Raw genomic sequence first — 13414 nt, 5'->3', positions numbered from 1 at the left:
CTAAGTATTAATTCATTATATGATTATACAAACGTTTTTGACACAAATCACATTTAGCATTTAACTTTCATATTATAATATTGTTAATAAAGAATTTTCAAAAGTTAAGAAATATAAAAAAGACAATCTTATAAAAAGATTGCCTAGTGGATTATTGAATTTCAATTAATTTTAGTAAACTTTCATAAATATAAAAAATATAGTTCCAATTGCAATTAGCACACAAGTTACAGGACATACAATACCATTTCTATTAGCTTTAAAATCAAACATTTTTACAGCCCAAATGAGCATGGTAAAAAATATGCACCATTGCATAGTATTATAACTGTTAAAATACTTTACATATGTAAATTGATATGTAGTAAGGAGTGTTAATACTAATGTAAGAATCGTTAAACAAACCCCTATCCACCCTAGTAGATTTATAGTTTTTTTCATTTTCTCTCCTCCACATATAGTACAATTATGTACAAGCTAAACCATTTTTATCATAACCCTTTTTCAGTATTTTGTAAATAGCCGGAAAAAACGCTCATCATCATTTTTTATAATCCATTAACATTTTTTCAAATTCTTCTTCATTTATAATTTTTACGCCAAGTTCTAAAGCCTTATAGTATTTTGAACCAGCTTCTTTCCCTGCTAAAACATAATCAGTCTTCTTACTTACACTTCCTGATACTTTGGCACCAACTGATTGTAATTTTTCTTTTATAGTAGTTCTAGTATAATTTTCTAAACTCCCAGTTACAACTATAGTTTTTTCACTAAATAAACTTTTTGACAATTCCTCTTCTTTAAAAATTGGTTTTACTCCTAATTCAAAAAGTTCATTTATACTCTTTATTATTTTGTCTTCATTAAAAAATTCTATTATACTTTTCGCAACAATTTCTCCTACATCTTGAATTGATACAAGATCTTCTTCATTACTTTGTATTATATTATTTAAAGACTTAAAATTCTTAGCCAAATCTGTAGCAGTTTTCTTACCTATATTAGGTATTCCTAATGCATATATAAAAGATGCCAAACTGCAATTTTTACTCTTCTCTATGGAATTTACAAGATTTTGAGCCTTTTTCTCAGCAAACTTATCAAGTTGAATTAAATCCTCTTTTTTTATTCTATACAAATCAGGTATAGATTTTATTTGAAGTTTTTCAAAAAGCTGTTCAGCCGTTTTTTCACTAAAACCTTCTATATTCATTGCTTCTCTACTTCCAAAATGCACTATACTTTTCACCATCTGCGGTTTGCATGACAAAGTATTATCACAAAAATAATGAACGCCATCTTGTACTAACTCACTACCACAATAAGGGCACTTTTCTGGTGCTTGTATTTCTATACTTCCTTCTAATGTATCCTGAACCACTCCCATTATCTCTGGAATTACATCATTAGATCTTCTTACAAAAACACTGCATCCAATTCTAACTTCTTTTCTCTTTATATCATCCATGTTATTAAGAGTAGCTCTTTTTACTGTAACTCCAGCTAACTCTACTGGTTCTAGTATTGCTGTAGGTGTGACTCTTCCACTTCTTCCTACATTCCATTCTACATCTAGAAGCTTTGTGGTGGCTTCTTCTGCTTCAAATTTATATGCAATTGCCCACTTAGGAAATTTTATAGTATATCCGAGAATTTCCCTTGTTTTCATATCGTTAATAGCTATTACTACTCCATCTATATCATAATTTAATTCAGATCTTATTTCTTCTACATACTTTAGTTCATTCTCTATTTCTTCTATACTGCTGGAAACTTTAATATAATCATCCAAAGGAAATCCCATATTCTTTATAAATTCCATCATCTCAAAGTACGTTTTAAAAGGAGCACCTTCATTGTATCCAACATCATAAAAGAAAGCTGAAAGTTTTCTTCTAGCCGTTTCCTTTATATTTAAATTTCTTAAAGCCCCTGCTGCTCCATTTCTCAAATTTTTAAGAGGTACAGCTGCAACCTTATTATATTCTTCAAAAGCTTCACAAGTCATTATAGCCTCACCATGGACTTCTATAACATGACTATTATTTATTTTTAGAGGTAGTGACATTATAGTTCTTGCTTGTGCAGTTATGTCCTCACCTATTTCACCTGTTCCTCTTGTAGCTGATTTTATAAGAATCCCGTTATCATCATAAGTGCAGTTTATAGTAAGTCCATCAAATTTTTTAGTAATAACATATTCAAGTTGTGGTAACTTTTCCTCATGAGTGGAATTATACTCATCTACAGCCTTCTTATTTCTTATATGCCAATCTATAATCCCTTGAATAGTTTGTGACTTGTCTAAGCTCCACAACTTACCTTTATGAGTATACTTCTGAAACTCTCTTAATATATTGTCGCCAACCCTTTGTGTAGGTGAATATGGCAATATTATTCCTGTTTCTTCTTCAAGTTTTAACAATTCATCATATTTTAAATCATACTCTTTATCTGAAACACTTGGATTATCTAAAAGATAATATTCCTGTGCGTATTTATTTAACTCCTCAACTAACCTTTCAATTTGTTCCTTTTTAGTATCAATTGTACTCATATTTTCCAGCTGCCCCCTTATACAAACTCCAGTGATGCTACTCCATACATTAAATTTTTAATTCCCATCTTGTCAAAAACTATGGTTAACTTTGTGTATTCTCCGCTTTTTGAAACACCTACAATAGTTCCTATTCCAAACTTATCATGCCTAACCTTTAATCCTGCCTTAATATCTTGAATTTTTAACGAGTTAGCATTTTCTTTATTTTTATTTGAAGTAGATTCATTCAAAGGAGATGACATACTATTATTTACACTTCTATTCATATGGTTAGTTGCACCATTATTTATAGTTGTATTCCTATTATTGTACGTACTGAAACTTTTTGATTTAATAGGATTTCTTGCTGCCATATTGTCATTCTCTTTTAGATCCTTAGATATTTCTCCTATAAAGTCAGACTCAGAATAAGATACGGTTCTTCCAAAAACTCTTCTTTGCTCTGCTGATGTCATGTATAATTGCTCTTTTGCTCTAGTTATACCAACATAGCAAAGTCTTCTTGATTCTTCCATTTCACTAAAATCATTCAATGATTGACTTCCTGGAAATATACCATTTTCCATACCAACCATAAATACTACTGGAAACTCTAAACCCTTAGCACTATGTACAGTCATCATAACTGCAGTATCTGCATCTTCATTAAAATTATCTATATCTGAAACTAAAGTAACTTTTTCTAAAAATGCTGATAATGATTTATCTTCTGAAGTACTTTCAAACTCCACTGCAGCCGATACCAATTCTTTCAGATTTTCAATTCTACTTAATGCATCTATATCTTTGGAATCCTTTAATTCTTCTAAGTAACCTGTAGTATCTAATATTTCTTTTATAAGACTTGAAACAGTTATTTCATCTTTACTTCTTATAAAACTATTTATAAGACTTACAAATTTTTTTATGGATGTAGTTCCTCTTGTAGGTATACTTGGTACCTGCTCTATATCAAGAAGTACACTGTACATACATTCTTCCATAGAATTTGCAAATTCTTGAACCTTTTTTACAGTAGCATCACCTATACTTCTTTTAGGTACATTTATTATTCTTCTTAAGCTCACATCATCAAGAGGATTATTTACAAATTTTAAATAGGCTAATATATCCTTTATTTCTTTTCTATCATAAAATTTTAGTCCTCCAATTATCCTATATGGTATATTTGATTTCATAAAAATATCTTCAAAAGTACGAGATTGTGCATTTGTCCTATAGAGCACAGCAAAGTCTTTATATTTTTTACCATTGTCCTTAGTAATTTTTCTTATTTGTGAAGCCACATAATTTGCTTCTTCCATATCAGAATAAGCCCTATATATCTTTATTCTTTCTCCATCCTCATTTTCTGTTCTAAGAACTTTACGTTTTCTTTCTGCATTATTTTTTATAACATCATTAGCAGCTTTCAATATATTTCCCTTGGATCTATAATTTTGCTCTAATTTTATAACTTTTGCTTCAGGATAATCTTTTTCAAATCCTAATATATTTCTTATGTCTGCACCTCTCCAAGCATAAATACACTGATCATCATCTCCAACTACACATATATTTCTATGTGTAGCAGCTAGAAGTTTTACCAATTCGTATTGTGATTTATTCGTATCCTGGTACTCATCTACCATAATATATTGAAATTTTCTTTGATAAAAATCTAAAACTTCCTGATTTTTCTTGAATAATTCTACAGTTTTATAGATTAAATCATCAAAATCCAAGGCATTATTGCTCTTTAATCTCTTCTGGTATAAAATGTATGCATCTGCAATTTTATTTAACCTATAATTACCTTCATTTTCTTTTTTATATTTATCTGGTGATATTAAGTTGTCTTTTTGTTCCCCTATCTTATTTATTATTTCTCTATCTGTTATGTCATCATCATTTATGTTTAACTCGTCCATACATTGCTTTATCAATATTTTTTGATCATAAGTATCATATATAGCAAAATTCTTATTATAACCTAATTTATCTATTTCTCTTCTTAATATTCTTACACAGCTTGAATGAAAAGTAGAAACCCACATATTGTCTGCTTCATTTCCTATCAAGCTTCTCACTCTATCCTTCATTTCACTTGCAGCTTTATTTGTAAAAGTTATAGCTAGAATTTTTGAAGGATATATGTTTAAATCTTTTATCATATGTGCTATTCTATGGGTTAATACCCTTGTCTTTCCTGACCCTGCTCCTGCCAAAATTAATAGCGGTCCGTTTACCTGTACAGCCGCCTCATATTGTTCCTTATTTAAAAGTATTTTTAAATCCATACCATCCACTCCCTGGTTTTTTACTATGTTTAATATTATATCATCTTTATGACTAATTTAATCACTACTAATATAAAAAATGTGTTGATTTAAATCAACACATCTTTTCTTGAAATACATAACCAAACCTATCTATTGTTACTACCTTGACTTAACTTATCTAAAACTATTTTATATCCTTCACTTCCATAATTTAAACATCTATTCACTCTGCTTATAGTAGCAGTACTTGCCCCTGTAGTTGCTGCAATATCCAAATAAGTTTTTTTATTTTTTAGCATCTTAGCTACCTGGAGTCTTTGCTCTAAAGCCTTTATTTCATTTATAGTACATATATCATCAAAAAACCTATAACATTCTTCTTTTGTTTTTAGACTTAACACAGCCTCACATAAAAAATCCATTTCCTCGCCTGCTAATTTGGATTTATATTCTTCCATGAGTTTCACACTCCTTATTTATCTACATTTTAATCGTTATATGTTTCATATAATTCTATCACGATTTAACGTATTAATCTATAAAATTAAAGTAATTTTACAAAAATAAATTTTTTTATTTATTTTCATAGGTAAATATGAATTTTATATAACATAATACAAAAAACAATGAAAATAAAAACAGCCCATTGGGGCATGGGCTGCCTGCTCATAAATAAAAAGGGGGCTATTTATCCTAATTATTTATCCTTGCATCCTATATTATATTAAAATTCTTTATAAATTTCAAGTTATTTTTACAAATTTTATTGGTAAAAATTCATTTTTTTGGCTAACACCATTGCACATAGCAATTCTACATGCAACTTTTATTTCATTTAAATATTTTTCAAACTGTTTATCTCTGTCTCAGATAATTCTCTATATTCTCCCTCTTGTAAATTTAAGTCTAAATCCATTGGTCCAAACTTTATTCTTTTTAAATAAACTACATTTTTTCCCAAAGCATTAAACATCCTTTTAACTTGGTGAAATTTTCCCTCTTGTATAGTAACTTCGACTTTTGCTCCATTTTCATCAGATTCTAAAATTTTAAGTTTTCCAGGAAGACATTTGTATCCATCATCTAAAGTAATACCCATTTCAAATTTTTCTGCATCATTTTGGTCTACAGGTTTATCTATCTCAGCATAATAAACCTTATCTACATGCCATTTTGGAGATATCAATCTATGGTTTAATTCTCCATCATTTGTAATCAATAAAAGTCCTACTGTATCCTTATCTAATCTTCCTACAGGAAATGGTTTAAACGCCTGATGTTCTGGCTCAAGTAAGTCTACTACTGTTTCATCGTAATTATCAAAAGTAGCTGAAACTACACCATCTGGTTTATTCATTATTAAATATATATTTTCTCTATAATTTATCATTTCACCTGAAACTCTTATTTCCTTATCTTCAGGATCTATTTTCATTCCACTATCTTTTACAACTTCATTATCAATTTCTACTAAACCTTGTTTTACCAAACCTTTAATTTCTTTTCTTGTTCCATATCCTAAATTTGATAAAATCTTATCCAATCTTTCCATAAAAATCCTCCTATATTCCAGCGGTTTATATAAATATTATATCCTGTTTTACCCAAAATAAAAACAGCCTATATTTAAGGCTGTTTTTAAGTTTATTTTCCTGAATAATATTTCATAACCTTATTTACATAATCCCTTGTTTCATAAGGAAGTCTGGATATTCCTGAAACATTTGATACGCCTCTGCTTTGTAAGGTTCCCGGACCTGCGTTATAAGCCGCTAAAGCTAATTGCTTATTATCCGCATACATATTAAGTAAAGACCTTAGATATCTTGTACCACCATCTACGTTTTCTTCTATATTGTAAGAATTTGAAACTCCAAGTTCACTAGCTGTACCAGGCATTAACTGCATAAGACCTTCTGCTCCAGCTTCTGAAACAGAATTAGGATTAAAATCTGATTCCTGTTTTATTACTGCCATTATTAAATTGCTATCAACACCATATTTTTGAGAAGCCTTTCTTACTGCTTCATTTATAGTTAAATTACTGCTTTTTATATCACTTTTTAAATCTTTGTATATAGAATTAAGTCTTTCCCCCGCTCCATAGCCAAGTTTACTTAAATCAGTTTCTCCCAAGGCCAACTTACTAAAATCCATATTTCCATTACTATCACTAAATGCTTTAGTTAAACTTTCTAAAATAAGTCCAAATGAATCTGAATCTCCAAAAGCACTTTTAAAAATTTGAGTCATAAGTTGAGCTTGTACAAGTTGTTCTACCTTTTTATTGTTATCAACATTCATTTTCTCACCAACCCTTAAAATATACCTTGATTAATTTTATCGTAATACTTTAGTAAAACTTTAGAAATCCAATATAACTTAAATACTATTAAAAATACACTACTCTGCAAAAAAATCTATCATATCATAGTCTTCATAAGATCCCTTATGATATTGGCTTTTAGCTAAAACTAGTATTTTATAATGACCTTTGCTAAATGGTATAAACGTATAATAATTCTTTTTACTGTAATTTTGAACTAAAGTCCAATCTCCTTTTTCCATTATAAAAAATTCATATAGAACATCTTTTCCACCTTCACTTTTAACAGTAAAAGTTGCTGAAGCATTACACAAAAATTTTGTTCTATCACAAATTATTTTTGTATTAGTTACTGGAAGTGCTTCATGAATTTTTACTGAAATACACTTTTTACAATCAAATATCCTATCACTTTCTTTATTTTTGGCATACATTTCTACAGTATATAAACCACTACACTTTGGCACAAATGCATATCTTTTATCTTCTGTATATCCTGTTTCTTCAACTTTATGATCATTTATCCTTAAAACATAATTAACTAAAATACTAGTAGTATTTTGAGTTATTACATTTAACATAACCTTATCTCCAACTACATAATAATCTTTTAAAGGGAATAAAACATACTCTATTTCTCCTGGTATAAATTTAAATACCTCTAAATTGAACACGTAATGACAATCAAATTTTCTATCAGAATACTTGTCCTTTACTCTAGCTTCAAATTGATAATTTCCTTCTTCTTTAGGGATAAAAGTTATAGTATTCTTTTTATCGTAATTAATTGTTTCTAAAACTCTTTTTTCTCTTCTTATTATAAAGCCAAACTCTAAATCTGTTCCTCCAGATGCATTGATTTTTACCTTTATAGGCTCATTTATCAATACTTTATGCTTTTTATCCATAATAACATCATTAATTTTTACAGGTTCTTTACTTTTTTCATCTACTGCAAATTCAATACATTCACAAGCTTCATATTTTTCTTCTGAGCTCTTATCCTTAACCCATAAATATATTTTATAATTTCCTGGTTTCTTGGTTTTCCAATCATAACTATTGGTTCTTATATATCCTGAATCCTCATTACAGCTTCCTTCTATAATATATTTATATAATAGTTCCTTTCCTCCAATAACATCTGCCTTTAAATTTATAACTGTTTCACATAACTGTGGAGGATTTAAATCCGTAGTAAAACTTTTTATGCAAATATCCTTATACTTCTTTACAAAAAAATTTATTATAGCCCTATCATCAAAATTTTCACTTGAATACATGTCCTTAACTAGGCATAAAAGTCTATATTCTCCACTTTTACTTTCTACATAACTTACAATTCTTTTTGTTGAATAATCTTGAATACATTCCGTTTCACCATTACCATTTATTTTAATAAATTTATAAAGGATGTTTCTTCCTTCTTCATGAAATGTTTCTACCTTAAAAGTAAGTTCATTACCTTCTATCAAATCCAAATTAACTGCATTAAAATCCTGTATCTCTACTTTCTTCAAATCCATTACATCAAATTCTACAGTTTGAAAGTCATCATAATTGTTTTGAGAATCAATATTCTTACATTCTACTAACATTTCACCTTTTCCTTCAAATTTTACTGTCCAAGAAAGTGTATTATCTGGTGAATAATCTTTTATAATTTCCCACTTATCATCTATTTTTAACCAATACCTAAACATAAGTGGAAGTTTATTTGTATTTACAAACAAATTAACTTTTTCTCCTAAATTAAGCTTATACTTATCTAAACCTATATTATTTATTAACTTTTCTTCAACTTTTCCTATTATATAATTTTCTCTTGATACATAATCAAAGCTTTTTTGACTATCTCCTCTACGAGCTTGTACCATTATTATGTATTTACCCTCTTCTTTTGGCACCCATTCAACACTAGTCGCTTCACTAAAATCTTTCAAAGTACTCCAAATTCCATTTAAGCCTACCATGTATTTAAACATTAATTTTTCTTCTAATACATTGTTTATACTAATGAGAATTTTCGAGTTTTTTTCTTGTGGACTTTCCAAATTATATTTTATTTCTAACTCATTCATCTTCTCACCTACCCTCAATATATAACATATTTAATTTATATTATACTATAATTCCATATTTTGTAATAGTGTTTTATTTATTTTATATCTCAATAATTTAGTTATATTTAATGATATTTGGGTAAATATATTCTAAAGGAGAGTGATACTGTGGATAAAATAAGTAAATATGATCCAAATTACACTTATAAGAAAGACACTATAGATACTGGTATATCTGAAGAAGGCTATCCTATTATTGAAAAATCTACTAATGGTCTTATTTTTCCTGAAGGACCTCAAAATAATGTGGATATGAATGATGTTAAACCCTTTGATTAAAATTCAAGAAGGAACTCAATAAATGCTATATTTATCAAGTTCCTTCTTCTGAGTTATCCTTTATTAATTTAATTAAGTTTTTATAAAGTCTTTCATCATCTATTTTTGTCCTTTTTTTAGGATTTGAAGTTTTTCCACCATTGCGCCTTACTTTAGCCGATATATGCCTTTCAAATAAAAGCTTATCTATATTATTATCATCATAAATATACCCTTTAGGACTTATTGCATAAGCTTTCTTTCCAAGAGCCATGGCTGCCACTCCATAATCCTGTGTAACTATAATATCATACTTTTTAGCAGCATTTGTCAATGCTACATCCACACTTTGAAATCCTTTATCTACATATTTTACAGTACTATAATCACTGGTTATTACATGGGATATATCACAATACATAATTACATCTATACTATTTTCTTTTGCTGCCTTCTCAATAATATGTCTTCCTGGACATGCATCTGCATCTACTATTATTCTCATATAATGCTCCTTTTCAACCGACCATAAACTTACAATCTAAGCATATTACGACGTAAGCATATGTAAGCGAAGTAACTTTCATAATATTTGTATGTTTTAGCCTTATATTTTTCAATCACATAAATAATAAGTCTCTTTTAAGACATTTCAATAGAATAGAAAGCGGTTGCTTTTTTAACTAAATATATTAACCTAAACAGCAGGCTCCGCATTAATCTTTAGGTGTTGTTATGATTATAAATATAATTTGACTTATTTAAACTACTTATAACAATGTAATTAGGTACGTACACTTGAACTTGCTAGTTTGGATTTTAACTTTTAGGTAGTGATATATGCTAAGTGTGTCATCACATTAGCTAAATTGTTTTAGTATTATTCTTAGCTCAAAATTTTTGAAAGCCTTAGAACTTTAGTCCTGTTTGAGGGAACCGAGTTTGACAAAGTTCTTAGGCTTTCAAAAATTTCGAGCTTTAGAATAATTAAAACATTTAGCCGTGATGACACACTTAGCATATATCACGGACTAAAAGTTAAAATCCAAACTTCCACTGCACCCTTGTGTCGCAGTATTTTTACCATGTAAATTAAAGTCTCTGCTCTAATTCAGCCTTCATATTCTCATATCCTGGTTTTCCAAGAAGGGCAAACATATTTTTCTTATATGCTTCAACACCAGGTTGATTAAATGGATTCACTCCTAATAAATACCCACTAATGCCACAAGCTTTTTCAAAGAAATATACCATATTTCCAAAATAATATGGTGTTAATTCTGGAACATTTACAACCATAGCTGGAACATTTCCATCACTATGTGCTAAGATAGTTCCTCTAAATGCTTGTTGATTTACAAAATCCATAGATTTCTTTGCTAGAAAGTTTAATCCATCTAAATTATCCTTATTTTCTTCTATAATTACATTTTTTCTTGGCTTTTCAACGTTTATAAATGTTTCTGTTAAAACCCTTAAACCTTCTTGAATGTATTGTCCCATAGAATGCAAATCTGTTGAAAAATCTGCTGCTGCTGGGAATATTCCTTTATTATCTTTTCCTTCACTTTCTCCAAATAATTGTTTCCACCATTCTCCAAAGTAGTGTAAACAAGGTTCGAAATTTACTAACATCTCTGTAGTTTTACCTTTTACATATAGCGCACTTCTAGCAGCTGCATACTTATATGCAATATTTTTATTTATATCTGATGAACTATATTGTTCTCTTGCATCAACAGCTCCTTGCATAATTTCATCTATATTTATTCCTGCTGCAGCTATTGGAAGTAATCCTACTGGAGTTAAAACAGAAAATCTGCCACCTACATTGTCAGGAATCACAAATGTCTCATATCCCTCTACATCAGCTAAAGTTTTTAATGCTCCCTTTGCTTTATCAGTAGTAGCAAATATTCTCTCTCTAGCTCCTTCCTTGCCATATTTTTTCTCCAATAAATCTTTAAATATTCTAAAAGCTATAGCTGGCTCAGTGGTTGTTCCTGATTTTGATATAACATTTACAGATATATCCATACCTTCTATAGCTTCCAATAAATCGGCCATGTAAGTTGAACTTATATTATTTCCTACATAAAATATAGCAGGACTTTTTCTCTTATCCTTTGATATACTAGTACTAAATGTATGTGAAAGCATTTCTATTGCAGCTCTAGCACCTAAATATGATCCACCAATTCCTATAACTATAAGAGCATCAGAATTCTCTTTAATTTTTTTAGCTGCTTTTTTTATTCTTTCAAATTCTTCTTTATCATAATTTACAGGAAGATCTACCCATCCTAAAAAATCACTACCAGCACCAGTTCCTTCATGGAGCATTTTATGTGCTGAATTCACAAAAGCTTGTAGGCTTTGTATTTCGTGTTCTTGCAAATAAGGCATAGTTTTACTTAAATCTAAAGTTAAATTTCTTGACATTTTCTTCCCTCCGAATCCGTATTAATTAGTTATATTGAAATTTTATTCTATTTGTTTATATAAATCAAGTTACTAAATACATATTTTTCATAAAAATCAAAATGTAAACATTTACTTATAATTTTTTATTTATATTATTTCTTATAAAAAAATTTCTAACCAAAATAAAATGATTGGTATGCTTATTTTTTACATACCAATCATTTATTTTATTTATGAGAATTTGCTAACCTATTCAATTTATCTATAAGCTCTGTAACCTGCTGTAAATTTGCAGTAACTTCTTGAATAGCAGCAGATTGTTGCTCTGTAGTTTCTAATGTAGCTCCAGATGATTCTATAGTTTTATCTACAGAATTCTCTATCTTGTTTGTAAGCTCTGATATTTTTAAAGCTGTTTCTTTAGAGTTTTGAGACAAGCTTCTTATTTCCGTTGCAACGACACCAAAACCTCTCCCAACTTCACCAGCTCTAGCTGCTTCTATAGCTGCATTTAGCCCAAGCATTTTTGTTTGGTCTGCTATACTTTTTATTGAATCAAGTATTGTATTAATCTCTACAGATATACTTTTTACATTAACTATTTCTTCACTTAAGGTATGCTGATTATTAGTAACATTAACTGAGGATGCTGATAATTCTTCCATGGTTGCTGAAATTTGATTAAAATTATCTGAAAGCACTTGAGACATGTCTTTAATTTTTAATTCCTCATATCCTATTTTAGAAAGTGCATTAGCAACTATGTATAATACTTCTGCAGCTGCTCTTACACTTCTTTCAGTAGTAACTTTCACTTTATTTACTGCTTCTACATATCCATTTTCATTAACCCCTATTTCATTTGCAGTTTTTCTGAACCTAGATTCATCTGGAGAAGAGGTTAATATTTGTCCACCTAAAATTGTTCCTATTTGCTTACCCTCTATTAATATAGGTGCAGCAAAATCAATTAATCCTGCATGACAAGTATAAATATATGGCTTTTTTGTTCTTGCAGCTTCTTCCCCACCTCTTCTATGAGATTCGGCACACCTGTCATCACCTACTTTGGTAGAATGTGTGAATTTCATACAAAAATCTGTATAAGAGCTTGGCCTGGTTACTGGTTTTCCATTCATATCTACAGTTACACTGGCAATATTCATACTTTCCGCAAAATTATCTTGAAATTTTTGAAGTAAATCAATTTCAATAACATCTTTAATTTCTAGCGCTTCTAAATCTACATCTATTCCATTAGTAATTTTTATCATGATAACTCCTCCCAATTAATATTTTTTGCTTTAAATACAGCATAAACTTAATTTACATTTTTTTATAATTATATCACATAAATAGCTTAAATCAATGCAATTTTATCATTCAAAATTCAACTATATTAATCAAGTAATTCTTAGAAGAATTTATCGAAACTCATATAAATGGGATTAATGGAATAAAT

At 29.0% G+C, this 13414-nt stretch carries 11 protein-coding genes; 1 reads left to right on the top strand and 10 read right to left on the bottom strand.

Translation table 11 applies throughout. The features are described 5' to 3' along the window. Positions 1 to 171 precede the first annotated feature (171 nt). The 7 genes from EG57_RS0219725 to EG57_RS0219695 form a co-directional block, all read right to left on the bottom strand. A complete protein-coding gene (locus tag EG57_RS0219725) occupies positions 172 to 441 on the bottom strand; it encodes a hypothetical protein (protein WP_029162892.1) in 270 nt (89 codons plus the stop codon). Between the two features lie 100 nt (positions 442 to 541). Next, positions 542 to 2557, bottom strand: a complete 2016-nt coding sequence (gene ligA, locus EG57_RS0219720; protein ID WP_032078848.1) for an NAD-dependent DNA ligase LigA — start codon at positions 2555 to 2557, stop codon at positions 542 to 544. A gap of 17 nt (positions 2558 to 2574) precedes the next feature. Continuing rightward, positions 2575 to 4839 carry a DNA helicase PcrA gene (pcrA, locus tag EG57_RS0219715; protein WP_032078847.1) on the bottom strand — a complete coding sequence of 755 codons (2265 nt, stop codon included), beginning with the start codon at positions 4837 to 4839 and terminating at the stop codon, positions 2575 to 2577. Between the two features lie 128 nt (positions 4840 to 4967). Then, positions 4968 to 5279 (bottom strand): YerC/YecD family TrpR-related protein, encoded by a 312-nt coding sequence (locus tag EG57_RS0219710; RefSeq protein WP_032078846.1) that lies wholly within the window; start codon positions 5277 to 5279, stop codon positions 4968 to 4970. 377 nt (positions 5280 to 5656) lie between these two features. Next, the gene (locus EG57_RS0219705; RefSeq protein WP_032078845.1) at positions 5657 to 6373 is read right to left on the bottom strand and encodes a pseudouridine synthase; all 717 of its coding nucleotides are present in this window, start codon (positions 6371 to 6373) and stop codon (positions 5657 to 5659) included. Positions 6374 to 6465: 92 nt separating this feature from the next. Further along, complete coding sequence (locus tag EG57_RS0219700) at positions 6466 to 7125, bottom strand: lytic transglycosylase domain-containing protein (protein WP_032078844.1); 660 nt, start codon at positions 7123 to 7125, stop codon at positions 6466 to 6468. Positions 7126 to 7224: 99 nt separating this feature from the next. Beyond that, complete coding sequence (locus EG57_RS0219695; protein WP_032078843.1) at positions 7225 to 9228, bottom strand: triple tyrosine motif-containing protein; 2004 nt, start codon at positions 9226 to 9228, stop codon at positions 7225 to 7227. Positions 9229 to 9378: 150 nt separating this feature from the next. Here EG57_RS0219695 and EG57_RS26795 point away from each other — a divergent pair, with 150 nt between their 5' ends. After that, the gene (locus tag EG57_RS26795) at positions 9379 to 9549 is read left to right on the top strand and encodes a hypothetical protein (RefSeq protein WP_169748491.1); all 171 of its coding nucleotides are present in this window, start codon (positions 9379 to 9381) and stop codon (positions 9547 to 9549) included. A gap of 34 nt (positions 9550 to 9583) precedes the next feature. On the opposite strand, the gene EG57_RS0219690 is transcribed toward EG57_RS26795, so the two are convergent. The 3 genes from EG57_RS0219690 to EG57_RS0219680 all read right to left on the bottom strand — a co-directional run bounded on the left by EG57_RS0219690 (position 9584) and on the right by EG57_RS0219680 (position 13226). Next, entirely contained in the window at positions 9584 to 10033 is a 450-nt protein-coding gene (locus EG57_RS0219690) for a YaiI/YqxD family protein (RefSeq protein WP_032078842.1), read from the bottom strand. 587 nt (positions 10034 to 10620) lie between these two features. After that, positions 10621 to 11970, bottom strand: a complete 1350-nt coding sequence (locus tag EG57_RS0219685) for a glucose-6-phosphate isomerase (protein WP_032078841.1) — start codon at positions 11968 to 11970, stop codon at positions 10621 to 10623. A 209-nt stretch (positions 11971 to 12179) separates the two neighbouring features. Continuing rightward, positions 12180 to 13226: a PocR ligand-binding domain-containing protein gene (locus EG57_RS0219680; protein ID WP_032078840.1), complete on the bottom strand. Its 1047-nt coding sequence runs from the start codon at positions 13224 to 13226 to the stop codon at positions 12180 to 12182. Positions 13227 to 13414: the final 188 nt, after the last annotated feature.

The organism is Clostridium drakei (assembly GCF_000633595.2).
In the GTDB taxonomy this organism is placed as follows: Bacteria; Bacillota; Clostridia; order Clostridiales; family Clostridiaceae; genus Clostridium_AM; species Clostridium_AM drakei.
The sequence above is the reverse complement of the archived record's forward strand: the minus strand, read 5'-3'. Positions and strand labels throughout refer to the sequence as shown.